The following is a 23,525-nucleotide window of genomic DNA, read 5'->3' as shown; positions in this document are numbered from 1 at the left end:
GGCGGCCGCCGGCTCCCCGCAGTGGGAGCCGGCGGCCGCCGTCGTCCTCCCGGTCAGAGCCGGTGGGCGCTGGCCACCTGCTGGTCGGTCACGTCGATGACGCCGTGCTCGAACTCGGTGCGGGTGCCGGTGGGCGTCTCGACGGTGTCCGCGGTCGGGTAGCCGAGCCAGGACGTCGTCTCGCCCAGCTCGACGTAGTGGCGGGCGGCCTCGCCCGCCACCACGTGGGCGCCGGTCGTCGCCGACCAGTAGACGGCGCCGCGCTGCAGCTCGACCTCGGCGCCGCCACCGGGTGTGGGGCCGTCGTCGGTCGTCGGGTAGCCGAGCTGCTGCGGGCCGCCGGCGGCGAGGTACCGCTCCAGCAGGACACCGCGCACCACCTTCGCGCCGGTGGACGGCGACCAGAACACGGTGCCGCCGCGGAAGGTGGTCAGGTACCCGCCGTCGGGCGAGGCCGTGTCGTCGCCGGTGGGGTAGCCCAGCGCGCCGGACTCCGCGCCCCACTGCCGCCACCTCGCGAGGATCTCGCCGCGGACGACGCGCGCCCCGGTCGCCGAGGACCAGTAGACCGCCCCGCCCTGCAGCTCGACCTTCGCGCCGCCGCCGGCCGCCGCGACGTCGTCGGTGCTCGGGTAGCCCAGCTCCTGCGGGCCGCCCGCGGTCACGTATCGCTGCAGGATGGCGCCGCGCACCACCTTCGCGCCGGTGGACGGCGACCACCAGACGGTGCCGCCGCGGAACGTCGTGAGGTACCCGCCGTTCGGCCCGGCCGCGTCGTCCCCGGTGGGGTAGCCCAGCGCGCCGGACTCGGCCCCCCACTGCCGCCACTTGGCCAGGATGTCGCCGCGGACGACGCGGGCCCCGGTCGCCGAGGACCAGTACACCGCCCCGCCCTGCAGGTCGGCCTTCGCGCCACCACCGGCGGCCGCGACGTCGTCGGTCGTCGGGTAGCCCAGGACGCGCGGCCCGCCGTGGGCCACGTAGCGGTCCAGGATGGCGCCGCGCAGCACCCTGGCGCCGGTGGACGGCGACCACCAGACGGTGCCGCCGCGGAAGGTGGTCAGGTACCCGCCGTTCGGCCCGGCCGCGTCGTCCCCGGTGGGGTAGCCCAGCGCGCCGGACTCGGCCCCCCACTGCCGCCACTTGGCCAGGATGTCGCCGCGGACGACGCGGGCCCCGGTCGCCGAGGACCAGTACACCGCCCCGCCCTGCAGGTCGGCCTTCGCGCCACCACCGGCGGCCGCGACGTCGTCCGTGGTCGGGAAGCCCAGCGCCGGCGCGCCGCCGAGGGCGAGGTAGCGGTCCAGGATCGCCCCGCGCAGCACGTGCGCCCCGGTCGGCGCCGACCAGTAGACGTGCCCGCCCTGGAAGGTGGTCCGGAAGCCGGCGGCGTACGCCTGGTCGTCCCCGGTCGGGTAGCCCAGCGCCCCGGACTCCGCGCCCCAGCGCCGCCAGGTCGCGAGGATCTCCCCGCGGACGACCCGCGCGCCGGTCGCCGAGTTCCAGTAGACGGCCCCGCCGGTCAGATCGACGGCCGCGCCGCCCCGCGCGGCGGCGCGCTCGTCGGCGACCGGGAACCCGATTCCGCGCGGGCCGCCGGCGGCCTCGTAGCGCGCCAGCAGCGCGCCGCGGATCATCCGGGCGCCGGTGCCCTGCGACCAGTAGAGCGTGCCGCCCTGGAAGCGGCTGCGGAAGCCCCCGGGCACCGCCTCGTCGCCGCCGACCGGGTAGCCGAGCACGCCCGCCTGGGCGCCCTTGGCCCGCCACGCCTCGAGCAGGTTGCCGCGCACCTCCCGGGCGCCGGTGGCCTGCGACCAGTAGATCGACCCGCCCTGGAAGTCGGTGTAGTAGCCGGGGTTCACCGCCGCGGCGCTGTCGTCGCCGGTCGGGTAGCCGAGCCAGGGCACCCCGCCCAGGGCGAGGAAGTGCTGGAGGATCGCGCCGCGGACGACGTGGGCGCCGGTGTACTGCGACCAGAAGATGGTGCCGTGCTGCCAGCTCCCCCGACAGCCGCCGTTGGGCAGGTCGCAGACCACCGGCGAGGTGGCCGCGCCCAGGTCCACCCCGGACGCCTTGAGCAGCGTGTACTTCTCGGTGACCGACGAGGCCCCGGACTGGGCGTTGCCGAACCAGTCGGTGTAGTAGAGGAAGAAGTTCCGGTTGCCGTACGTGGAGCAGCGGTCGCCGGTGCCGGGCGCGGCGTCCAGCGCGGCCCGGTTCGGCACGTAGGGCGTGTAGTTGTAGAGCCCCGCGGTGGCCTGGTTGCGGATGTAGACCCGGAGCTTGCCGCAGTCGCGGCTCTGGTAGTTGAAGTCCTCGGGCCTGACGCCCTCCGGGTAGTACCGGATGTCCACGGTCATCCCCGGGCGGTGCGCGTAGCTCGTGGGGTTCTTCGCGTAGACCTGGAACCGCCGGGCGGCGCTGTAGACCTGGTTGGCGAACCCGTTGTACGCCGGGTTGCAGCTGCCGTTGTCGGGGCAGGCGTAGCCCATCGCCTCGCGGTAGCGCCGGGCGTAGAGGGCGTCGCCGCCCCGGGTGGTGACCAGGGACTGCTCCTTCTGCAGGATCACCAGCAGCACCTTCTGGCTGATCCCGCAGGCCTGCCCGGCCTTGGTGATGATGTCGGCCGCGGTCTCCTGGGGGCGGCCGGCGTAGGGGCCGCAGTACTGGTCCCCCGCCCGGTCGGTCGTGTCCTGCCAGTAGTTCTTCAGGCAGGGGGTGCCGTCGGTCCCGGTCCGGCAGTTCACGCCCATGGCGTCGAGGAACGCCTGGACCTCGCCGGGGTTCATGGCCGAACCGTTGAAGAACAGGTCGTCGCTGATGATGCTGCTCGGGTCGAACAGGTGCGCGTCGGCCGACTCGTGCAGGCCCGTGGGTTGCGGCGAGGAGCCGGCGAGGAAGGCCAGCGCCAGCCCGAGGGCGACCAGGGCAGGCGCGAGCAGGCGGACGCGGGGCCTCACGGGACCACGACCTCGCCGACCGCGGACTCCCCGGCCGACCGGTCCGACGTGTAGCTGAGCACCGCCTCCCAGGTCCCGGGGGTCAGCGCGTCGCCGCCGACCCGGACCTCGCCGCAGTCGGTGGTGGTCACGTTGGGCGTGCCGAGCGACTCGCCGCGCAGTTCCACGCCGCCGCGGCGGAGGACCAGGGTGCAGGTGGCGTCCTCCTCCACGACGCCGTCGGCGTACCCGCCGGCGACCACGGCCGCGGCCGCGGTGTCGTAGCCGGTGTAGCTCAGCGAGACGGTGACCGCGGTGAGCCCGCCGGCGTCCGCCTCGTCCTCGTCCTCGTCCTCGGGCTCCGGCGCGGCGGGAGTCGCGGTCGGCCGCGACGTCGCCTCCTCGCCGTCGTCCTCCGGCTCGGCGTCGGACGCGTCCGCCGATCCCGCGCCCGAGGAGTCGGCCGACGCCGACGGCGCGGCGGCCGACATCGTCGGCGTGGGCGACCCGACCGCGGCCGGGGCGGGGTCGCCGGACCGGGTCCAGAACAGGAACGCCCCGCCGGCCAGGAGCAGGGTCACGAGGACCAGCAGGGGACGACGGCGGCTACGGCGGGTCCTGCGGGACATCGGCACTCCCAGTCGACCCACGGCAGGGGTCGGTCATCGGCGTCCGGGCGGGGGACGTCGCTGTCCGCTCGCGCGGTAGTCGTGGTCGCAGGTGTGCGACCGTGCCGGAGAGGCTACTGCCAGTGACGACCCACGGCGTGGAGCGACGCGGGTCCGGCTCCGACCGTGGTCACTGGGAGATCGCGACGGCCCCGCTGGTGGCGTTCCACGTCATCGAGCCGCGCTCGAAGTCGGTGCGCATCCCGCCGGAGACCGGGTAGCTGGACCGCGTCGGGAAGCCCAGCGTCGAGGAGCTGCCGCCCCGCTGCCAGTAGGTCTTCGCCATCGCGCCGGACACCACCTGCGTGCCGGTCGCGGGCGACCAGTAGACGTCCCCGCCGGTGAAGCGGACGACGTAGCCGCGGCCGTCGGCGGTCTTGGCGTCGCTGGTCGTCGGGAAGCCCAGCGGGCCGGTCGCCCCGCCCGCCGCCAGCCAGGTGGACAGGATCGACCCGCGCACCACCTGCGTCCCCGTCGCCGGCGACCAGAAGACCTCGCCGCCCTGGAACCGCACGAAGTAGCCGCGGCCGTCCGCGGTCGCCGCGTCGCTGGTCGTCGGGAAGCCCAGCGGGCCGGTCGCCCCGCCCGCCGCCAGCCAGGTGGACAGGATCGACCCGCGCACGATGTGGGTGCCGGTGGCGGCCGACCAGTACACGTCGCCGCCCTGGAACCGCACGAAGTAGCCGCGGCCGTCGGCGGTCGCCGCGTCGCTGGTCGTCGGGAAGCCGAGGTAGCCGGTCGCCCCGCCGGTGGCCAGCCAGGCGTTGAGGATCTCGCCCCGCACGATCCGGGTGCCGGTCGCCGACGACCAGTAGACGTCGCCGCCCTGGAACCGGACGTAGGCTCCCCTGCCGGGGACGGGCGTGTCGCTGGTCGTCGGGAACCCGAGGTAGCCCCCGGAGCCGCCGGCGGCCAGCCAGGTGTCCCGGATCGAGCCGACGACGGTGCGGGCCCCCGTCGTGGCCGACCAGTAGATGTCGCCGCCGGTGAACCGCACGAAGTAGCCGCGGCCGTCCGGCGTGGGCGCGTCGCTGGTCGTCGGGAAGCCCAGCCCGCCGGTGGGCCCGCCGGCGGCGCGGTAGGCGTCGAGGATGTTGCCGCGCACGATCCGGGTCCCCGTCGTCGGCGACCACAGCACCTCGCCGCCCTGGAAGCGGACGTGGGCACCCGTGCCGGCGGGCGTGTCGCTCGTCGTCGGGAAGCCGAGGAAGCCCGTCGGCCCGCCCGCGGCCAGCCAGGTGTCCCGGATCGAGCCGAGGACGGTGCGCGCCCCGGTCGCGGCCGACCAGTAGACGTCGCCGCGCTCGAAGCGGACGAAGTAGCCGCCGCCCCCCGGCGTGGCCGCGTCGCTCGTCCTCGGGAAGCCCAGCCCCCCGGTGACGCCGCCGGCGGCCAGCCAGGCGGCCAGGATGTCGCCGCGGACCAGCTGTGAGCCGGTCGCCGGGGACCAGTAGACGTCGCCGTGCTGGAAGCGCACGAAGGCGCCGCGACCGCCGGGCGTGGCCGCGTCGTCGGTGATCGGCGGGCCGAGGACGGCCGGCCCGCCGGCGGCGAGGTAGCGGTCGAGGATGCCGCCGAGGACCAGCCGGACGCCGCCCAGCGGGGAGGAGTACAGCCGCGCGCCGTTGGCGTAGACCTGCCAGGTGACGCCGGCGGCCGACTGCTCGCCGCCCACGGGCGCGCCGAGCCAGGCCCGCAGGCCGGCGTCGGACTCGTACCGGGTGACGATCGGGGACTTGGTGTTCGCCATCCGGGCGGCGACCTTGTCGCGGATCTCACCCAGCCGCGCGTAGCCGTAGCGCCCGGGGCACGCGGTGCTCTTGGTGTCGATGTGCCCGAAGATCGTCGGGAGGGTCGGCCGGGAGCCCGCCGGCCACTTGTTCGTGCCGCCCGAGGTGAGCGTCGTCGTCCCCTTGGGGTTGACGCCGTAGAGGGAGAACTTCCAGGCGGTGATCGCCGCGACGGAGTCGACCATCACCTGGGGCGTGTCGACGACGTCGTAGTTGCCCATCATCGAGACGCCGAAGGTCCCGGTGTTGAAGCCACCGGCGTGCGCCCCGACCACCGTGCTGGCCAGGCCGCCGGCCCGGCCCTCCCAGATCCGGCCGTACTTGTCGACCAGGACGTTGTAGCCGATGTCGCCCCAGCCCAGGCTCTGCGCGTGGTACGTGTACGTCGAGCGCAGGATCCCGGGCACCTGCTCGGGGGTGTAGTTGTTCGACCCGGCGGTGTGGTGCAGCGTCGCGGCCTTGATGGTGCTGGCGTACTGCGGGGTCCACTTCATCATGTTCTCGTCGGCGCCCCACTGGGCCCGGGAGAAGACCGGGGGCATCGCGACGGCGGCGTCGGCGGTCTCGGTGATGTCGGGCTCGCCGAGGTCGGCGTCCGCCGCGCTCTCGCCCGGGTCGACCAGGTCCAGCCGGACGTCGGTGGGCTGGGCGCCCGCACGGGTGACCAGCTCGGCCTCCACCGCGGTACCCGGGCCGGTCCACAGCGGCGAGGTCCCGCCCCGGACGGGGGTGCCGGTCTGCGCGTCCTCGGCCTGCTCGATGCCCTCCGCGCCGACCTCGGTCCACGCGCCCCAGGTGCCGGCGAGGTCGCGCACCCGGACCTGAACCACCGTGTCGGTGACCCCCGGGTCGAACGCCCAGGTGATGCCGACCAGCGAGAACTCGGCCACGTCGGTGGCGCTCACCGACAGCGTCGGGACGGTGTCGGGCACGCCGGCGACGGGGTCGGTGGTGCCCTCCTGCACCTGCGCCTCGGGCGCGGGGGCGCTGAACGACCCCATCGCCACCGCCTCGACCGACGTCTCGACGGGCACGGCCTGGGGGGCCGGCTCGGAGTAGACGGGCAGCACCAGGACGACCCCGGTGAGGGCGACGAAGGCGGTGGTTCCGGCGAGCAGGCGGCGACGCACGGGGTGGTCCTCCGGTGGAGCGTGGCGGCTGCACCCTGCACGAGGGCGCATCGGTCCACGGACACCATCGGTCCGACCACGACCGGTGTTGAGCCGACGCGGCCGACGATCTCGGGAGATCGGGCGCGTCCCGACCCACTGGTCACTCCCGTCCCACGGACCCCACGGCTCAGCGGGCCGGCCACTCCCGGAGCGCGAGGTGCAGCGCGGTCCGCCACGGCCGGGGCGCCGGCAGGCCGGCGGCCAGCCACGCGCTGCCGTCGAGCACCGACCACGCCGGGCGGGGTGCCGGCCGCGGGAACGCCTCGGTCGTCGTGGGGGTGACCAGCGCGGGGTCGGCGCCGACCTCCTCGTAGACGGCGCGGGCCAGGCCGTACCAGCTGACCGTGCCGGCGTCGGTGCGGTGCAGCACCGGCGGCACGGGGCCCGGCCGGGCGCCGAGCGCCACGAGCCCTGTGGCCAGGTCGGCCGCCCACGTCGGCGAGCCGACCTGGTCATCGACCACCGAGGACGGGGCGCCGTCGAGGGCGCGGCCGGCCATGGTGCGCACGAAGTTGGCGCCGTGCGCGCCGTACACCCACGCGGTGCGGACGACGGTGGCGTCGCCCCCGGCGGCCGCGACCGCGCGCTCCCCCGCCGCCTTGGTCCGGCCGTAGGCCGAGCGCGGCGCGACCGGGGCGTCCACCGGATAGGGCTCGGTGGCCGCGCCGTCGAAGACGTAGTCGGTGGAGACGTGCACCAGCCGCCCGCGCCCGGCGAGCTCCTCGGCCAGCCAGCCGGGGGCACGGCCGTTGACCAGCAGCGCGGTGTCCTCGTCGGTCTCCGCGGCGTCGACGGCGGTGTAGGCCGCGGCGTTGAGCACGACGGGACGGGCCCCGCCGACGCCGGCCAGCCACCGGCGGACGACGTCGCGCACCCGGCGCTCCTCGGTCAGGTCGAGCTCGGCGCGCCCCACCGCGGTGACGGGGTCCCCCGGCCGGCCGGCCAGGACGGCGAGCAGGTCGCTGCCGAGCTGCCCGCGGGCGCCGGTGACCAGCCAGGCGATCGGGGCGGCGTCCGGCGGGACGGCCCCGCTCATGCCCGGGCGGTGGCCGCCGCGGCCTTGAGCGGCTCCCACCAGGCCCGGTTGTCGCGGTACCACTGCACCGTGAGGGCGAGCCCGTCTTCGAACGTCATCCGCGGCGCGTAGCCGAGCGCGGCGGTCTTCGAGTAGTCCACCGAGTAGCGCAGGTCGTGGCCCCCGCCGCGCGGGTCGACGATGTGCTCCACGGAGCTCCAGTCGCGGCCGGTGGCCTCGAGCAGCTTCTCGGTCAGCTCCCGGTTGGACAGCTCCCGGCCGCCGCCGATGTTGTAGAACTCGCCGGGCAGCCCCTTCTCCACGACCAGCTGGATGCCGCGGCAGTGGTCGTCGACGAACAGCCAGTCGCGCACGTTGGCCCCCTCGCCGTACAGCGGCACCTTGTGCCCGTCGAGGAGGTTGGTGACGAACAGCGGGATGACCTTCTCGGGGAAGTGGTAGGGCCCGTAGTTGTTGCTGCACCGGGTGATCGAGATGTCCAGGCCGTAGGTCTTCGCGTACGCCCGGGCGATCAGGTCGCCGCCGGCCTTGGCCGCGGAGTACGGGGAGTTGGGCTCCAGGATGTGGTCCTCGGTCCACGAGCCCTCGTCGATCGAGCCGTAGACCTCGTCGGTGGAAACGTGCACCACCCGGCGGACGCCGTGCCGCAGGCAGGCCTCGAACACCTGCTGGGCGCCGAGCACGTTGGTCAGCACGAACTCCGACGCGCCGGTGATCGAGCGGTCGACGTGCGACTCGGCGGCGAAGTTGACGACCACGTCGTGCCCGGGCAGCGCCGCGTCGAGGTCGGCGGCGCTGCAGATGTCGCCGCGGACGAAGCGGTGGCGCGGGGAGTCGGCCACCGGCGCGAGGTTGGCGAGGTTGCCGGCGTAGGTGAGCTTGTCGAAGACGGTCACCTCGACGTCCTCGAAGCCCGGGTAGCCGCCGGTGAGCAGGGTCCGGACGTAGTGCGAGCCGATGAAGCCCGCTCCCCCGGTGACGAGCACGCGCATGCGGCGATCCTCCCGCGCCGCGGGAGCGGGGTCATCCTCCGGCGGGGTGAGGCGTGTCGCGCGGCGCTGTTAGCGTCGCCGGCGTGCCGGCTCCGGGGAACGCACCGCGGGTGGTCGGCGTCGTCCCGGCGCGGGCCGGCTCGCAGGGGCTGCCGGGCAAGAACCTCGCCCGGATCGGCGGGCTCTCCCTGGTCGGCCACGCCGTGCGCGCCGCGCGGGACGCCGGCGTCGGGGAGGTCGTCGTCACCACTGATGGCGCCGACATCGCGGCCGAGGCCCGGGCACTGGGGTGCACCGTCGTCCACCGGCCGGCCGAGCTGGCCACGGGGGCCAGCCGGACGGTGGACGCCGTCCTGCACGCCGTCCGCTCGCTGGCACTGGCCGACGACACCCTCGTGCTGCTGCTGCAGCCCACCTCTCCGCTGCGCACCGGGGACGACGTGCGCGCCGTCCTGGCCCGGCACGCGGCCGGGGACGTGGGCAGCACGCTCACCGGGTGCGCGGTCGGCCACCACCCGCTCAAGCAGCTGCTCGTCGACGACGCCGGGACGGCCTCCCCGGTGCGCGCCTGGGCCGACCTCGAGGCGCCGCGCCAGCAGCTGCCCCGCGCGCTGCGTCCGAACGGCGCGGTCTACGTGACCGCCGCCGGCGCCATAGCCGCGGCCGGCGCGGTCCTGGTGCCGCCGCTGGCGGTGGTCGAGATGCCCGAGGAGCGCAGCCTCGACGTCGACACCGCCGAGGACCTCGCCGCCGCCCGGGCGCTCCTGGAGGGTCGGGGGGCCTAGACGCCCTCGGCCAGCGGCCGGTCGACGAAGCGCTTCTGCAGCCCGAGGGTCCACACGTCGTCCCCGCAGACGGCCTCGACGATCCGCCCCGCGGCGCCGACGGAGCCGAAGTGCTCCTCCGGCCGGCTGCGGCCCGCGGCCCGGGCGGCCCGGATCGCGCCGGTCACCTCCGCGGCGACCGCCGGCACGTGCCGCACGGACGCCGCCGGCGAGCGGTCGGTCTGCCGCGACCCGACGTCGACCGACGGCGTCCCCAGCACCGGCGCCTCGCGGACGCCGCTGCTGGAGTTGCCGACGACGACCTCGGCGTGGCGGACGAGGGTGAGGTAGGCGGGGAAGCGCATCGACGGCAGCCGGACGACGTCCGGCTGGCCGTCGAGCCGCTCGAGGGCGGCCCGCACGTCGTGGGTGCCCTCGTCGTTGTTGGGGTCGATGACCACCCACGAGCCCCCGGCGGCGAGCACGCCGTCGACGACGGCCTCGGCGTGCCGTCGGTTGAGCTCGAGCTCGGTGGTCACCGGGTGCAGCGCCAGGACGCCGTAGGGCGGGGCCGGGGTGCCGTAGTGCGCGCGCACCGGGGCCAGGTCCGACTCGGCCGCGACCGCGAGCGCGTCGGCCTCCGGGCTGCCGACGACGAGCACCCGGTCGGCCTCCTCGCCCAGCTGCAGCAGCCGGGCGCGGGCGTGCTCGTTGGCGACGAAGTGCACGTGCGCGTGCTTGCTCAGCGAGTGCCGGATGGCGTCGTCGATAGTCCCGGAGACCTCGCCGCCCTCGATGTGCGCGACGCGGGTGTTGGTCAGGCTGCCGGCCAGCGCCCCGGCCAGGGCCTCGACCCGGTCGCCGTGCACCAGCACCATGTCCGCCGCCTCCGAGAGCAGCAGCCGGGCGATGGAGTTGATGCTGTTGGCCAGCACCAGCGCCATCGGCTCGTCCTCGACCTGGTTGGGCACGTGGTGCAGGTGCCGCAGGCCCGCCCGCTCGATCTCGCGCAGCGTGTACCCGTAGCGGTGCAGCAGGTGCATGCCGGTGACGACAAGGGAGAACTCGATGCCCGGGGCCCCCTGCAGCCCCAGGTAGACGTCACGCATCTTGCCGAAGTCCGCGCGCGTGCCGGTCAGGCCGACGACGCGGCGGGGCCGTTCCGTGTCGGTCACGCCGGGGCCAGGTCGGCCCACGCCACCTGCACGTCGGCGGGCAGGTCGCGGCCGGCCCGCCGGCCCAGCAGGTCGTCGTAGTGCTTGGCGACGACCTCGCCGGTGCCGGGGCGCTTGACCCACAGGTTGTCGACGGTGAACTCCTCACCGGCGCCGACCGGCTTGGTGGTCACGACGCAGGCGTAGGCGAAGTCGATGGTGGGCTGCTCCTCCGGGAGGATCTCCTTGCGCCCGCCGCGGGCCAGGCCGAGCACGTCGGCGCCCTCGATGAGCCGGGCGAACTCCTCGAGCGTGCTGGAGATCGGGATGTCCGGGCCGCTCCAGCTCGTGTCGGAGGTGAAGTGCCGCTCGAGCACCGCGGCGCCGACCGCGACCGCGCCGAGGCAGGCGTAGATCGAGGTGGTGTGGTCCGACAGGCCCAGGACGGCGTCGGGGAAGGCGTCCCCCAGCTCGGTGATGCCGCCGAGGCGGACCTTCTCCGGCGGGGTCGGGTACATGCTCGTGCAGTGCATCAGCGCGAACGGGACCCCGCTGGCGCGCAACAGCTCCACCGAGGGCCGGATGGTGCTGACGTCGTTCATGCCGGTGCTCAGCAGCACCGGCTTGCCGAACGAGGCGATGTGCCGGACCAGCGGGTAGTTGTTGCACTCCCCCGAGCCGATCTTGAACGCCGGGACGTCGAGCTCGGCCAGCCGGTCGGCCGCGGCCCGGCTGAACGGCGTGGACAGCGCGAGCATGCCGCGCTCGTGGGCGTGGGCGAACACCTCCCGCTCCTCGGTCGCCGAGAGCGCGCAGCGTTGCATCATCCCGTAGATCGACTCGTCGGCGTTCCCGGGGACGACGTCGTTGGGGATCATCTCGTCCTCGACGACGTGCGACTGGAACTTGACGCACTCCACCCCCGCGTCGGCGGCGTCGTCGATCATGCGGTGCATCCGGTCGAGGTCGCCGTCGTGGTTGATGCCCAGCTCGGCGATCACCAGCGGCCGCTCGCCGGGACCGACCCGGCGGGCGCCGACGGACAGGGTCCCCGGGGTGTTCGTCATGCCGCCACGGTACGAGCCGACCCCCCACCGTCCGCGACCGCTGCGTCGCCCCAGCACCGCTCGTCACACCCGTCCCGTTTCGCCACGTGACGTCAGCCGGGCGCGACTCCCCGGCACCTAGCATCGCCCCCAGCCTCCGGGTCGACGTCGCCTCCTCCGGCGGCCGCACCCAGCCCGGCCCCGGTCACGACGGATCGGCGTCGTGTCCGCGCGGACCAGCACGAGGAAGGACCCCTTGTGAGACGAGAGAACCTCGGGCCCTCCGGAGCGGGGAGCGACCGGCCGCTGCCGGCGCGGCTGGACCCGCGCGCCGGCCGCCCCGGCACCGGGCGCGCCCGCTCCCGCCACCAGGCTGCCGACGCGCCCGCCGAGGCCCGGCCGGAGCCCCCGGAGCCCCGCCGGCGCACCGGCCGGGCCGCCACCGCGGCCCGCGCCGTCGCTGCGGTGCTGGCGGTCGTGCTCCTCGCCGGGTCCGGCTGGGGCTGGTATCTCAGTCAGGTCGCCGAGGCGACGGTCAACCGCACCGACGCCATCCCGACCGACGGCAACGAGGGCACCGGCGACGCGCCCGAGGCGATGAACCTGCTGCTGGTCGGCAACGACAGCCGGGCCAACCTCACCGAGGAGCAGCTGGCCAGCCTCAACGCCGGCACCGACTCGGGCATCAACACCGACACCATGATCCTGGTGCACATCCCGGCCGACGGGTCGCGCGCCTCCTTCGTCTCCTTCCCCCGCGACTCCTACGTGGCGATCCCCGGCTACGGGATGGAGAAGCTCAACGCCGCCTACGCCTACGGCTACGCCGAGACCCCGGAGACCGCCTCCGACGAGGTCCGCCAGGCCGGCGGGGCCCAGCTGCTGGTGCAGACGATCAGCGGGCTGACCGGCCTGCAGATCGACCACTACGCCGAGGTCGACCTGCTCGGCTTCTTCGAACTCAGCTCCGTCGTCGGCGGCGTCGAGGTCAACCTGTGCGAGGCCGTCGACGACTCCGAGTGGTCCGGCGCCGTGTTCGACGCCGGCGTGCAGACGATCAGCGGCGCCGACGCGCTCGAGTTCGTCCGCCAGCGGCACGGCCTGCCCCGCGGCGACTTCGACCGGATCGTCCGACAGCAGGTCTTCATCGCCGGCGTCCTCCGCAAGATGCTCTCGGACGAGGTCATGCTGAACCTGGGCAAGCAGCGCGAGCTCGTCGAGGCGGCGTCCCAGTCGCTGACCATCGACGAGGGCCTGGACCTGTTCCGGCTGGCCGAGCAGATGCAGTCGGTCACCGCCGGCAGCATCGAGTTCCAGACGATCCCCCACGTCGGCACCGACCGGGACGAGCAGGACCGCTCCATCATCCGGCTGGAGGACGAGGACACCCTGCACCGGTTCTTCGCCGAGCTGTCGGCCGAGCCCGAGGCGCCCGCCGAGGCCGCGCCCGCCGCGCCGGAGACCGTCGCGCCCGCCGCGGTGACCGTCGACGTCCTCAACGGCTCGGGCACCTCCGGGCTGGCCGCCGAGGCCGCCGCGTCGCTGCAGACCGCCGGCTTCGCCGTCGGCACGACCGGCAACGCCGACTCGTCCGACCACGACACCACCGTCGTCCGGTACGCCGCCGGCGACGAGGCCCTGGCCGCGACGCTGGCCGCCGCCGTCCCCGGTGCGGTCCTGGAGGAGAGCGGGGACGCGACCTCCGGCACGGTGCAGCTGGTGCTCGGCTCGGACTTCAACGCGGTCGGCGAGGCCGTCGACGCGGCCGCTCCGGCGGCCGAGGTCGAGGGCGAGGACGCCCGCACCGCGGCGGACACCAGCTGCATCTACTGAAGAAGGACCCTCCTGCCCCCCTTCAAGGACCCCCTTGCCCCCCGCCACTCGCAGGCTCGTGGCGGGACCCTGCAAGGGGGCCGTCAGAGCTCGCGGCGGGCCCCTGCAGGAGGGCCGCCACCTGGGAAGCTCGGGGCATGACCCCCGCCGACCTGCTCGCCGCGACGCTGCGCCGCGCACCCGCCGCGCCGATGCTGACGTCCTACGACGACCTCGGCGGGGGGCGGGTCGAGCTGTCGGCGGCCACCCTGGCCAACTGGGTGGCCAAGACGGCGAACCTGCTGCAGGACGAGTTCGACGTCACCGGCGGGAGCACGGTCGCCGTCGCGCTGCCGGTGCACTGGCAGAGCGCGGCGGTGCTGCTGGGGGTGTGGAGCTGCGGGGCCACGGTGCTCGACACCGCGGCCGAGGACGACGGCCGGCTCGACGACGCCGACGTCGTCCTGGCCGCGCAGGACCGGCTGCCGCCGCTCGAGGAGCAGGGGCCGGCCGAGCTGCTGGGGCTCTCGCTGCACCCGCTCGGGATGGGCATGACCGGGTACGCCGGCCCGGCCCGCGACTTCGCCCTCGAGGTCCGCGGGCACGGCGACGTCTTCACCCCGTGGCAGCGGCCCGACCCCGCCGCGCCCGGCCTGCTGCTGGGCGGCCTGGAGCTGACCCTGGGCGGCCTCGTGGACACCGCGCGCGAGCTCGCCGGCCGGCTCGGCCTGGTCGAGGGCGACCGGGTGCTGGTCGACGACCGCACCGCCGCCGAGGCCGGCCCGGTCGCGTGGCTGCTCGCCCCGCTGGCCGCCGGTGCCTCCATCGTGCTGATCCGCTCCCCCGACCCCTCGCTGCTGCCCGGGCGCGCCTCGGCCGAGAGGGTCACCGCTACGCTCGGCCGGACGATCGACGGCATCCGCGAGCTGGGCCGTCCTGCCTGACGCAGCCGCCCAGCCGCCCGGACGGACGGACGGTGTTCGGCATGGACAAGGTGGTCGGCAGCGCCGCTGAGGCGGTCGCGGACATCGGGGACGGCGCGACGCTCGCCGTCGGTGGGTTCGGATTGTGCGGGGTGCCGATCAAGCTGATCGACGCGCTGCTGGAGCAGGGCGCGTCCGGGCTGACGACGATCAGCAACAACTGCGGCGTCGACGACCAGGCCCTGGGCGTGCTGCTCTACGCCGGGCGGATCACCCGGACGATCAGCTCGTTCGTGGGCGGCAACAAGGAGCTGGCCCGCCTCTACCTGTCCGGCCAGCTGTCGGTCGAGCTGACCCCGCAGGGCACGCTGGCCGAGCGGCTGCGCGCCGGCGGCACCGGCATCCCCGCCTTCTACACCCCGACCGGGGTGGGCACGATGGTCGCCGACGGCGGCATCCCGGTGCACTACGACGCCGACGGCACCGTCGTGGAGACCTCCCGCCCCAAGGAGATCCGCGAGTTCGACGGCCGGCAGTACGTGCTGGAGACCGCGCTGACGGCCGACTTCGGCCTGGTCCGCGCCGCAGTCGGCGACCGACACGGCAACCTGGTGTTCCACGAGTCCGCGCGCAACTTCAACCCGCTGGCCGGCATGGCCGGGCGGATCACCATCGCCGAGGTCGAGACCCTGGTCGAGCCCGGTGAGATCACTCCCGAGGACGTGCACCTGCCCGGGGTCTTCGTCAACCGGGTGGTCGTCGTCGGCCCGGAGGGCAAGGGGATCGAGAGCCGCACCACCCGCCCGCGCACCGACCGCTCCGCCGCACCGGCCGCCGCCGGCGACGAGGCCACCGAAGGGGATGCCCGATGAGCCTGACCCGCGACCAGCTCGCCGCCCGGGTCGCCCTCGAGCTCGAGGACGGCCAGTACGTCAACCTGGGCATCGGCATGCCGACCCTGGTGCCCAACTTCGTGCCCGACGACGTGCACGTGGTGCTGCACTCGGAGAACGGCATCCTCGGGGTGGGCCCCTATCCGTTCGAGGGTGAGGAGGACCCGGACCTGATCAACGCCGGCAAGGAGACGGTGACGATCCTGCCCGGTGCCTCGTTCTTCGACTCCTCGCTGAGCTTCGGCATGATCCGCGGCCAGCACCTCGACGTGGCCGTGCTCGGCGCGATGCAGGTCAACCCCCGCGGCGACCTGGCCAACTGGCTGATCCCGGGCAAGATGGTCAACGGCATGGGCGGCGCGATGGACCTCGTCCACGGCGCCCGCAAGGTGATCATCATGATGGAGCACGTCGCCCGCGACGGGTCACCCAAGCTGGTCGAGGAGTGCACCCTCCCGCTGACCGGCAAGGCCTGCGTGGACCGGGTCGTCACCGACCTCGCCGTCGTCGACGTCACCCCCGGCGGCTTCGTGCTGCGCGAGACCGCACCCGGCGTCAGCGTCGAGGACGTCCAGGCGGCCACCGGCGCCCCGCTCAGCCCTGCCGACGACGTCCGTGAGATGCCGCTCCCGGCTGCTGTGTGACCTTCTCGGTCGTCGCCCGGGACCCGGGCACCGGCGAGCTGGGCATCGCCGTGTCGTCGTGCATCCTCGCCGTCGGCCGCGCGGTGCCCAGCGCCCGGCCGGGGGTGGGCGTGGTCGCCGTCCAGGCCCGCAGCCGGCGCGGCCTGGGCCCGTCGCTGCTGGCCGGCCTCGCCGACGGCGCCGACCCGGGCGACCTGGTCCGGGCGGCGGCGCACGCGGCCGAGGACGTCGACCGGCAGATCGCCGTCCTGGACGCCACCGGCCGGGTAGCGGCCGACACCGGGCGCGGCTCGTTCCCGGTGAGCGGCCACCTGGTCGGCGAACAGATGAGCGTGCAGGGCAACATGCTCGCCTCGCCGGAGGTGCTGCCGGCGATGGCGCAGGCCTGGACCGCCGCCCGCGGCGACCTGCCCGACCGGCTGCTGGCCGCGCTCACCGCCGGGCAGGACGCCGGCGGGGACGTCCGCGGCCGGCAGTCCGCCGCGCTGCTGGTGGTCAGCGGGACGCCGGTCACCGACGAGGACGACGGCGTGCGGATGGACCTGCGGGTCGACGACTCCGGCGACCCGGTCGCGCAGCTGCGGATGCTGCGCAACCTGCAGCGCGCCTACGACGAGCGCGACTACGAGACCCTCGCGCTGTTCGCGCCCGAGGGGGCCCGCGACCTCTACGCCGCGCTGGCCGCCTCGCAGCGCGGGGACCGCGACGCGGCGCGGACGGCGCTGGAGGCGATGCGGGCCCGCCCGGGCTGGTCGGTGTGGCTGGCCGCGATGGCCGGCGACGCCCGGCTGTCCGGGGTCTCGCGGCTGCTGGGGTGATCAGGGGAGCTGCCGCACCCGGGCGGCTCCCGCGCCGGTCAGGCCGGCTCGACGCCGAAGGTCTGCGCCAGCCGCTCGATCTTGCGGGCCCGCCCCAGCCGCGGCTTGTCGCTGCCGTCGCGGATGACCCGGCCCCGGGCCTCGAAGTCGGCCAGGAAGTCCCGGGCCCACGCGACGTCGGACGGCGTCGGGCTGATGACCTCGTTGATCACTGGCGTCTGCTCGGGGTCCAGGCAGAGCTTGCCGGTGAGCCCCAGGGAGACGGTGACGGCGGTCTGCTCGCGCAGCACGGGGTGGCTGCTGCTCACCGTCGGGCCGTCGATGGGCCCGGGGAGGCCGCCGATCCGGCTGGCCAGGACCAGGCGGGAGCGCGGGTAGGCCATGGCCAGGTCGTCGGCGCCGGTGCCGGTGTCGCGGCGGTAGTCCCCACTGCCGAAGGCCAGCCGGAAGGCGCCGCGGGCCCGGGCGATGGAGACGGCCTCCTCGATGCCCAGCGCCGACTCGACCAGCGCCAGGACGGGCGTCGAACCGCCGAGCCGGTCGGCGGTCTCGGTGACCTGCTCCCCCGCCTCGGTCTTGGCCAGCATCACGCCGAGCAGGCCGGGCACCCCGGCGAGCTTGGCGACGTCGTCGTCCCAGGAGTCCGTCGAGCGGTCGTTGATCCGCACCCAGGCCGGGCGACCGCCGTTCGACAGCCACTCGATCACGCCGGCACGGGCCTCGTCCTTGTTCGCGGGGTCGACCGCGTCCTCGATGTCGAGCACGATCTGGTCGGCCCGCGACTCCGCGGCCCGGTCGAACAGGTCGGTGCGGGCGCCGTTGACCAGCAACCAGGAGCGCGCGTCCTCGGTGCCCACCGTGCGTCTTCTCATTGCGTGCCCATCCTCGTACGCGCGCCGGAGCCGCCTGCGACCGGGCGGGACGACCGGGGATCGGGGGCGACGACGGCTCCTGCGGGGGACACTCCGGGAGCGGGGTCAGGCCGCCGAGCCGCCGCCGACCGGCGCACACGACGGACAGCCGGCCGGTTCCGGGGTGAGAGCGGCCGGGGCGGGGAGTGGGCGGGATGGACGTGCAGGCGACGGACGCGCACGCGTGGCGGCGACCACCGGGCCCGAGGGGCTGTCCGCGGCCGAGGTCGCGTCCCGGCGCCGGCGCGGCGAGGCGAACGCCGCCGTCAGCCGGTCCTCGCGCAGCTACGCGCTGATCCTGCGCACCAACGTCTTCTCCTTGTTCAACCTGGTCCTCGACCTGTTCGCGGGGGCCGGTCCACCCCGACGCTGAGCCGACGGGGTGGATCGGCCGGGTCCCCCGCCGGGCCCGTCCAGCAGGCTCCCAGCCGCCGCGCTACGACCGGGGGGACACCAGCTCGGCCAGCAGCGCGCGAACCCGGACGTCGAGGTCGTCGACGATGCGCCGCACCGTGTCGAGGTCCTGGCCCTTCGGGTCGTCGACCGGCCAGTCCTCGTACCGCTTGCCGGGCACGTACGGGCAGGTCTCGCCGCAGCTCATGGTGACCACGACGTCGGCGGCCTCGACCAGGTCGTACCGCAGCTTGGTGGGTGTGTGGTCGCCGACCGGCAGGCCGCGCTCGGCGAGCACCTGCGCGACGACCGGGTTCACCTCGGTGCCGGGCTGGGAGCCGGCGCTGCGGACGTCGACGCGGTCGCCGCCGTGATGGCGCAGCAGCGCGGCGGCGGCGACCGACCGGCCGGCGTTGTGCACGCAGCTGAACAGCACGGACGGCTTGGTGGTCATGGCGTTCCTCCCGAGGGGTGGCGGGGGCGGGGTGGCGGTGGGGCCGGTCGCGCTGAGCCCGCCGGCGGACGTGTCGGACGACGTGCGGGAGACGGGTCGAGCGCCGCGGACACCGTGCCGAGCGCCTCGGCCGGCGCCTCACGTGCCACCGCTGAGGCCACCGCGGTCAGCGGGTCGCCAGCGCGGCGCGCAGCGCCTCCAGGGCACCCGGGACGACGGCGTACCAGACGTTGCGGCCGCGCTTCTCGCTGGTGGCCAGCCCGCTCTCGACCAGGACCCGCAGGTGGTGGCTCACCGTGCCCTGGGTCCGGCCGACCGGCTCGGTCAGGTCGCACACGCAGATCGCGCCACCCTCGGCGGTGGCCAGCAGGGACAGCAGCTGCAGACGCACGGGGTCGCCCAGCGCGGCGAACTGCCGCGCCAGGACCTTCGCGCCGGGCGCAGCGAGCACCTCGGCGGCCAGCGGCGCGCAGCAGGCGACCACCTCGGGCTGGTTGAGCACCGGCAGCTCGCGCACGGTCATCGGGTCGGTCTCCTCGTCGTCGTGATCGCCCCCGCGTACCCATTGACAGCCATCGATGATAGCGGCACAGTTTCCTATCAACAACCATCAATGGTTTTGATCAGGAGGTCACCCGTGTCCCGCATCCAGCTCGCCCTCGACGTCGACGACGTCGAGGCCGCGACGGCCTTCTACGCCAAGCTGTTCGGGACCGAGCCGGTCAAGACCCGGCCCGGGTACGCGAACTTCGCGATCGCCGACCCGCCACTGAAGCTGGTGCTGCTGGAGAACCCGGGCTCCGGCGGCACCCTGAACCACCTCGGTGTCGAGGTGGCATCGGTCGACGAGGTCGACGCCGAGCAGACCCGCCTCGCCGCGGTCGGCCTCGCGTCGACCGAGGAGCGCGACTCGACCTGCTGCTACGCCAAGCAGACGAAGTTCTGGGTGGAGAGCACCCCCGGCGGCGAGCGGTGGGAGGTCTACACCGTGCTCGCCGACAGTCCCACCTTCTCCGGCGACGCCGTCCCCGCGGCCAGCGAGCCCGTCGGCGAGACCGCCGCCGCGCCGGTCTGCTGCACTCCGCCCAGCCAGCGAGCTCCCCACTGACGACGCCGGAGGGAGGTGACCGCTGTGACCGACGAGTGCTGCGACGACTGCACCACCCAGGAGTGCAGCGCCGGCTGCTGCTGACGCCGGACGACGACGGCCCCTGGCTCCGGCGGGAGTCAGGGGCCGTCGTCGCGCGTGGTGCCGGCTCCCCTACTTCAGGAGGCTCCGAACGATCACCATGCGCTGGACCTGGTTGGTGCCCTCGTAGATCTGCGTGATCTTGGCGTCGCGCATCATCCGCTCGACCGGGAAGTCCTGGGTGTAGCCGGCGCCGCCGAACAGCTGGACGGCGTCGGTGGTGACCTGCATGGCGACGTCGGAGGCGAACGCCTTGGCGGAGGCGGAGACGCGGGCGACGTCGGGGCGGCCCTGCTCACCGGCGGCCGCGGCGACGTAGACCAGGTGGCGGGCCGCCTGGATCCGCATGTCCATGTCGGCGAGCATGAACTGCACGCCCTGGAACTCCGAGATGGCCTTCCCGAACTGCCGGCGCTCCTTGACGTAGGCGACCGCGGCGTCCAGAGCGCCCTGCGCGATGCCCACGGCCTGCGCGCCGATGGTCGGGCGGGTGAAGTCCAGCGTCCGCAGCGCGGTCTTGAAGCCGGTGCCCGGCTCGCCGACGACCCGGTCGGCCGGGATGGTGCAGTCGGTGAGGTAGAGCTCGCAGGTGGGCGACCCCTTGATGCCCATCTTGCGCTCCTTGGGGCCGACCGCGAAGCCGGGGTCGTCCCGGTGGACGACGAACGCGGAGATGCCGTTGGCGCCCTTCTCCGGATCGGTGACGGCCATGACCGTGTACCACTCGGAGACGCCGGAGTTAGTGATCCAGGCCTTGGTGCCGTTGAGCACCCAGCTGTCGCCGTCGAGCCGGGCGCGGGTCCGCATCGCAGCGGCGTCGGAGCCGGCCTCGCGCTCGGAGAGGCCGTAACTGATCATCGCCTCGCCGGCGGCGATCGGCCGCAGCACCCGCTGCTTGAGGTCCTCGCTGCCGGCCAGGATGACCGGCATCGAGCCGAGCTTGTTGACCGCCGGGATCAGCGACGCGGACGCGTCGACGCGGGCGACCTCCTCGATGACGATGCAGGTCGCGATCGCGTCGGCGCCCTCCCCGCCGTAGGCCTCGGGGATGTGGGTGGCGTGGAAGCCGGCAGCGGTGAGCGCCTTCTGCGCCTCGGCCGGGAAGCGCGAGTCGGCGTCCACCTCGGCGGCGTGGGGGGCGATCTCCCGCTCGGCGATGTCGCGGACCGCCTCGCGGATCGCCTCGTGCTCCTCGGTCAGGGCGTAGAGCCCGGCAGCGTTGTTACCCACGAGTACAGATCGTAGGACGTCCTACTGTCAGGAGGAAGCGACGCGCTCCTGCAGCGTGGCGTCCCGGGCGAGGACGGACTCCGCCAGATCGGCCTGGAACCGCTCGACGGCGGACCGCAGCTCCGGGTCGGAGGCGGCCAGGATGCGCACGGCGAGCAGGCCGGCGTTGCGGCCGCCTCCGATGGAGACCGTCGCGACCGGCACCCCGGCGGGCATCTGCACGATCGACAGCAGGCTGTCCAGCCCGTCGAGGCGGTCCAGCGGCCGGGGGACGCCGATCACCGGCAGCGGCGTGGCCGCGGCGACCATCCCGGGCAGGTGCGCCGCTCCCCCGGCGCCGGCGATGACCACCCGCAGCCCGCGGCCCGCGGCGGTCTCGGCGTACTCGAGCATCCGGCGGGGGGTGCGGTGCGCGGAGACGACGTGCGCCTCGTACGGGACGCCGAACTCGGTCAGCGCCGCTGCGGCGGGCTCCATCACCGGCCAGTCGGAGTCGCTGCCCATGACGATGCCGACGATCGGGTCCACGCGGGCTCCTCGCTGCTCGGTCGGTCTCGGTGCTCGGTCGGTCTCAGTGCTCGGTCGGGAAGGCGAACGCCGGGTCGACCTCACCGTCGGCCAGGTAGCGGGCGGCGGCGGTGGCCCGGGCGCGCACCTCGTCGAGGTCGGTGCCCAGCGCCGTCACGTGGCCGAGCTTGCGCCCGGGTCGCTGCCCCTTGCCGTACCAGTGCAGCTTCACGTCGGGCCAGTGCGCCATCAGGTGGTGCACCCGCTCGTCGAGGCCGGGGCCGCCCCAGCCCTCCTCGGAGGCGCGCCCGCCGAGCACGTTGGCCATCACCACGACCGGTGCGGCCATCGCCGTGGCGCCCAGCGGGTAGTCCAGGACGGCGCGCAGGTGCTGCTCGAACTGGCTGGTGCGCGAGCCCTCGATCGTCCAGTGCCCGGAGTTGTGCGGTCGCATGGCCAGCTCGTTGACCAGGACGCCGTCGGCGGTCTGGAACAGCTCGACGGCCATGACGCCGACGACGCCGACCCGGTCGGCCACCCGCACGGCGAGCTTCTGCGCGGCGGTCGCGGTGGCCTCGTCCAGCCCGGGCGCCGGCGCGAGCACCTCGGTGTTGATGCCGTCGCGCTGCACGGTCTCGACCACGGGCCAGACGGCGACCTGGCCGAAGGGCGAGCGGGCCACCAGCGCGGAGAGCTCCCGGACCATCGGGACCTGCTGCTCGGCCAGCAGCGCGTCGTACCGGTCGAAGAGCTCCCGGACCCCGTCCGGGCCGTCGACGACGAACACGCCGCGCCCGTCGTAGCCGCCGCGGGGCGTCTTGACGACCACCGGCCAGCCGTGCCGGTCCCCGAAGGCGGCGACCTCCTCGAGGGAGGCGACCTCGGCCCAGGGCGGCTGCGGCTCGCCCGCCGCGGCCAGCGCCCGGCGCAGCACCAGCTTGTCCTGGGCGTGCACCAGCGCGTCGGGTCCGGGCGCGACCCGGTGGCCGGCCGCCTCCAGCGCGCGCAGGTGCTCGGTGGGCACGTGCTCGTGGTCGAAGGTGACCACGGTGGCGCCCTCGGCGAGCGCGAGCAGGGCGTCGAGGTCGCGGTGGTCGCCGAGGCGGACGTCCGCGGCCACGAGGGCGGCCGACTCGTCGGGGCCGGTGGAGAGGACCCGCAGCGACTGGCCGAGCGCGACGGCGGCCTGGTGCGTCATCCGGGCCAGCTGACCGCCGCCGACCATGGCGACGACGGGCAGTCCGGTGCGCGGGTCGACGGGAGTGGCCACGGGTGCCCAGCCTAGGGCGTGTCGCGGTGGCGGCCCGCCGGGCTCAGCCGAGCGCGGCCAGCGAGCGGCCGATCCGGTCCCCCGCGGCGGCGGCCACGGCCGGCGTCGGGTGCACGCCGTCCGGCGACGCGCCGGGGGTGAAGGCGCCGCCCGCGTCGACCTCGGTCCAGGGGTCGAGGTAGGTCCACCCGTTGCGGCCGGCCAGCTCGGCGAGCGCGGCGTTGAAGCCGTTGCGGGCCGCGGGGCGGGTGTCGTTGGGCGCGATGGCGACGACCACGGCGGCCGGCGCACCGGCCGCCGCGACGACGCCCTCGATGGCGGCGGCCGACTCCTGCCACGGCACTCCGCGGGCCAGGTCGTTGGTGCCGGCCATGACGACGACCACGTCGGCGGTCCAGTCGGTGGGCTCGACCCCGGCCAGCATGTCCGCGGTCGTGGCCCCGGGGACCGCCCAGCCGGCCACGAGGTCCACGCCGCTCGCCTGCTCCGCGGCCGGCAGCCAGGAGGCGTCGCCCTGGACCCGGTCCTCGACGAGGGGCTGCGACACGTCCGTGGCGCCCGCGGTGATCGAGTCGCCGACCGCGACGAAGGTGCGCGGGGGGGCCGGGGCGGCCGTCGTCGGGGCCGGGCTGCTGGACGTGGCGGACGTCGCGGGCGCCCCCGTCCCGGGCCGGCTGTCGTCCGCCGCCAGGCCGCAGCCGGCGACGGCGGCCAGCAGGACGGCGGCCACCGCCGTCCGCACGGGAGCCCGTCGAGGGAGGACACACGCCACGGGGCGAGTCTGGAGCACCGGGCTGGGAGGTCCGGGGAGGCGGCTCGAGGCCGCCGATGCTCCTATGGATCGTCAAGAGGCTCGGGCCGGTGGCGATGCGGTGAGCAGGTAGTAGAGCTCTCGAGCGATGAGTCGCTTCAGGCAGCGG

22 protein-coding genes are annotated in these 23,525 nt (G+C 74.9%); 8 read left to right on the top strand and 14 right to left on the bottom strand.

Annotation, left to right across the window (positions count from 1 at the left end; translation table 11 throughout):
* Positions 1-53: 53 nt before the first annotated feature.
* The 5 genes from BLW63_RS05430 to rfbB all read right to left on the bottom strand — a co-directional run bounded on the left by BLW63_RS05430 (position 54) and on the right by rfbB (position 8,597).
* Complete coding sequence (locus BLW63_RS05430) at positions 54-2,960, bottom strand: hypothetical protein (protein WP_091152329.1); 2,907 nt, start codon at positions 2,958-2,960, stop codon at positions 54-56.
* Positions 2,957-3,568: a hypothetical protein gene (locus tag BLW63_RS05425; protein WP_139263490.1), complete on the bottom strand. Its 612-nt coding sequence runs from the start codon at positions 3,566-3,568 to the stop codon at positions 2,957-2,959. Before BLW63_RS05425 ends, BLW63_RS05430 begins: the two co-directional genes overlap by 4 nt.
* A 169-nt stretch (positions 3,569-3,737) precedes the next feature.
* On the bottom strand, positions 3,738-6,527 hold the full coding sequence (locus BLW63_RS05420) for an N-acetylmuramoyl-L-alanine amidase (RefSeq protein ID WP_244522377.1): 2,790 nt from the start codon (positions 6,525-6,527) through the stop codon (positions 3,738-3,740).
* 169 nt (positions 6,528-6,696) lie between these two features.
* On the bottom strand, positions 6,697-7,605 hold the full coding sequence (gene rfbD, locus BLW63_RS05415) for a dTDP-4-dehydrorhamnose reductase (RefSeq protein ID WP_091153129.1): 909 nt from the start codon (positions 7,603-7,605) through the stop codon (positions 6,697-6,699).
* On the bottom strand, positions 7,602-8,597 hold the full coding sequence (gene rfbB / locus BLW63_RS05410) for a dTDP-glucose 4,6-dehydratase (protein ID WP_091152323.1): 996 nt from the start codon (positions 8,595-8,597) through the stop codon (positions 7,602-7,604). Before rfbB ends, rfbD begins: the two co-directional genes overlap by 4 nt.
* An 83-nt stretch (positions 8,598-8,680) precedes the next feature.
* Here rfbB and BLW63_RS05405 point away from each other — a divergent pair, with 83 nt between their 5' ends.
* Positions 8,681-9,382, top strand: coding sequence for an acylneuraminate cytidylyltransferase family protein (locus BLW63_RS05405; RefSeq protein ID WP_170856663.1), 702 nt, complete (start codon positions 8,681-8,683; stop codon positions 9,380-9,382).
* Here BLW63_RS05405 and neuC read toward each other — a convergent pair.
* Complete coding sequence (gene neuC, locus BLW63_RS05400; protein ID WP_091153127.1) at positions 9,379-10,536, bottom strand: UDP-N-acetylglucosamine 2-epimerase; 1,158 nt, start codon at positions 10,534-10,536, stop codon at positions 9,379-9,381. The two genes, BLW63_RS05405 and neuC, sit on opposite strands and share 4 nt — an antisense overlap.
* Positions 10,533-11,582: an N-acetylneuraminate synthase family protein gene (locus tag BLW63_RS05395; protein WP_091152319.1), complete on the bottom strand. Its 1,050-nt coding sequence runs from the start codon at positions 11,580-11,582 to the stop codon at positions 10,533-10,535. The genes neuC and BLW63_RS05395 overlap by 4 nt, the downstream gene beginning before the upstream one ends.
* A gap of 237 nt (positions 11,583-11,819) precedes the next feature.
* On the opposite strand from BLW63_RS05395, the gene BLW63_RS05390 reads away from it, so the two are divergent.
* The 5 genes from BLW63_RS05390 to BLW63_RS05370 all read left to right on the top strand — a co-directional run bounded on the left by BLW63_RS05390 (position 11,820) and on the right by BLW63_RS05370 (position 16,651).
* Positions 11,820-13,394 (top strand): LCP family protein, encoded by a 1,575-nt coding sequence (locus BLW63_RS05390; RefSeq protein ID WP_091152316.1) that lies wholly within the window; start codon positions 11,820-11,822, stop codon positions 13,392-13,394.
* A 137-nt stretch (positions 13,395-13,531) separates the two neighbouring features.
* Positions 13,532-14,317: a TIGR03089 family protein gene (locus tag BLW63_RS05385; protein ID WP_091152314.1), complete on the top strand. Its 786-nt coding sequence runs from the start codon at positions 13,532-13,534 to the stop codon at positions 14,315-14,317.
* A gap of 41 nt (positions 14,318-14,358) precedes the next feature.
* Complete coding sequence (locus BLW63_RS05380) at positions 14,359-15,168, top strand: CoA transferase subunit A (RefSeq protein WP_091153125.1); 810 nt, start codon at positions 14,359-14,361, stop codon at positions 15,166-15,168.
* Positions 15,165-15,833 (top strand): CoA transferase subunit B, encoded by a 669-nt coding sequence (locus tag BLW63_RS05375; RefSeq protein ID WP_091152312.1) that lies wholly within the window; start codon positions 15,165-15,167, stop codon positions 15,831-15,833. The genes BLW63_RS05380 and BLW63_RS05375 overlap by 4 nt, the downstream gene beginning before the upstream one ends.
* Positions 15,830-16,651, top strand: coding sequence for a DUF1028 domain-containing protein (locus BLW63_RS05370; protein ID WP_091152310.1), 822 nt, complete (start codon positions 15,830-15,832; stop codon positions 16,649-16,651). Before BLW63_RS05375 ends, BLW63_RS05370 begins: the two co-directional genes overlap by 4 nt.
* 38 nt (positions 16,652-16,689) lie before the next feature.
* Here BLW63_RS05370 and BLW63_RS05365 read toward each other — a convergent pair whose 3' ends face one another.
* Positions 16,690-17,523, bottom strand: a complete 834-nt coding sequence (locus BLW63_RS05365) for an HpcH/HpaI aldolase/citrate lyase family protein (protein WP_091152308.1) — start codon at positions 17,521-17,523, stop codon at positions 16,690-16,692.
* Positions 17,524-17,746: 223 nt separating this feature from the next.
* Here BLW63_RS05365 and BLW63_RS05360 point away from each other — a divergent pair, with 223 nt between their 5' ends.
* A complete protein-coding gene (locus BLW63_RS05360; protein WP_091152306.1) occupies positions 17,747-17,935 on the top strand; it encodes a hypothetical protein in 189 nt (62 codons plus the stop codon).
* Positions 17,936-17,998: 63 nt separating this feature from the next.
* Here the strand turns inward: BLW63_RS05360 and BLW63_RS05355 are convergent, their stop codons facing one another.
* Entirely contained in the window at positions 17,999-18,409 is a 411-nt protein-coding gene (locus BLW63_RS05355; RefSeq protein ID WP_091152304.1) for an arsenate-mycothiol transferase ArsC, read from the bottom strand.
* A 166-nt stretch (positions 18,410-18,575) separates the two neighbouring features.
* Positions 18,576-18,932, bottom strand: a complete 357-nt coding sequence (locus BLW63_RS05350) for an ArsR/SmtB family transcription factor (protein WP_091152302.1) — start codon at positions 18,930-18,932, stop codon at positions 18,576-18,578.
* 114 nt (positions 18,933-19,046) lie between these two features.
* On the opposite strand from BLW63_RS05350, the gene BLW63_RS05345 reads away from it, so the two are divergent.
* Positions 19,047-19,517 carry an ArsI/CadI family heavy metal resistance metalloenzyme gene (locus tag BLW63_RS05345; protein WP_091152300.1) on the top strand — a complete coding sequence of 157 codons (471 nt, stop codon included), beginning with the start codon at positions 19,047-19,049 and terminating at the stop codon, positions 19,515-19,517.
* 153 nt (positions 19,518-19,670) lie between these two features.
* Here BLW63_RS05345 and BLW63_RS05340 read toward each other — a convergent pair whose 3' ends face one another.
* The 4 genes from BLW63_RS05340 to BLW63_RS05325 are packed head-to-tail and all read right to left on the bottom strand — an operon-like array spanning position 19,671 to position 23,335.
* Positions 19,671-20,828 (bottom strand): acyl-CoA dehydrogenase family protein, encoded by a 1,158-nt coding sequence (locus BLW63_RS05340; protein ID WP_091152298.1) that lies wholly within the window; start codon positions 20,826-20,828, stop codon positions 19,671-19,673.
* Between the two features lie 27 nt (positions 20,829-20,855).
* The gene (gene purE, locus BLW63_RS05335; RefSeq protein WP_244522376.1) at positions 20,856-21,356 is read right to left on the bottom strand and encodes a 5-(carboxyamino)imidazole ribonucleotide mutase; all 501 of its coding nucleotides are present in this window, start codon (positions 21,354-21,356) and stop codon (positions 20,856-20,858) included.
* A gap of 43 nt (positions 21,357-21,399) precedes the next feature.
* Positions 21,400-22,605: a 5-(carboxyamino)imidazole ribonucleotide synthase gene (locus tag BLW63_RS05330; protein WP_091152296.1), complete on the bottom strand. Its 1,206-nt coding sequence runs from the start codon at positions 22,603-22,605 to the stop codon at positions 21,400-21,402.
* Positions 22,606-22,648: 43 nt separating this feature from the next.
* Positions 22,649-23,335, bottom strand: a complete 687-nt coding sequence (locus BLW63_RS05325) for an SGNH/GDSL hydrolase family protein (protein WP_211517023.1) — start codon at positions 23,333-23,335, stop codon at positions 22,649-22,651.
* Positions 23,336-23,525 lie beyond the last annotated feature (190 nt).

Origin of the sequence: Geodermatophilus africanus, assembly GCF_900107105.1 — a bacterium.
Taxonomy (GTDB): domain Bacteria; phylum Actinomycetota; class Actinomycetes; order Mycobacteriales; family Geodermatophilaceae; genus Geodermatophilus; species Geodermatophilus africanus.
The sequence above is the reverse complement of the archived record's forward strand: the minus strand, read 5'-3'. Positions and strand labels throughout refer to the sequence as shown.

Bases quoted from the DNA above. Each gene is read 5' to 3' on its own strand.
- BLW63_RS05425 (WP_139263490.1), bottom strand. From the start codon at position 3,568: ATGTCCCGCAGGACCCGCCGTAGCCGCCGTCGTCCCCTGCTGGTCCTC.
- rfbD (WP_091153129.1), bottom strand. From the start codon at position 7,605: ATGAGCGGGGCCGTCCCGCCGGACGCCGCCCCGATCGCCTGGCTGGTC.
- rfbB (WP_091152323.1), bottom strand. From the start codon at position 8,597: ATGCGCGTGCTCGTCACCGGGGGAGCGGGCTTCATCGGCTCGCACTAC.
- BLW63_RS05395 (WP_091152319.1), bottom strand. From the start codon at position 11,582: ATGACGAACACCCCGGGGACCCTGTCCGTCGGCGCCCGCCGGGTCGGT.
- BLW63_RS05385 (WP_091152314.1), top strand. From the start codon at position 13,532: ATGACCCCCGCCGACCTGCTCGCCGCGACGCTGCGCCGCGCACCCGCC.
- BLW63_RS05380 (WP_091153125.1), top strand. From the start codon at position 14,359: ATGGACAAGGTGGTCGGCAGCGCCGCTGAGGCGGTCGCGGACATCGGG.
- BLW63_RS05375 (WP_091152312.1), top strand. From the start codon at position 15,165: ATGAGCCTGACCCGCGACCAGCTCGCCGCCCGGGTCGCCCTCGAGCTC.
- BLW63_RS05365 (WP_091152308.1), bottom strand. From the start codon at position 17,523: ATGAGAAGACGCACGGTGGGCACCGAGGACGCGCGCTCCTGGTTGCTG.
- BLW63_RS05355 (WP_091152304.1), bottom strand. From the start codon at position 18,409: ATGACCACCAAGCCGTCCGTGCTGTTCAGCTGCGTGCACAACGCCGGC.
- BLW63_RS05350 (WP_091152302.1), bottom strand. From the start codon at position 18,932: ATGACCGTGCGCGAGCTGCCGGTGCTCAACCAGCCCGAGGTGGTCGCC.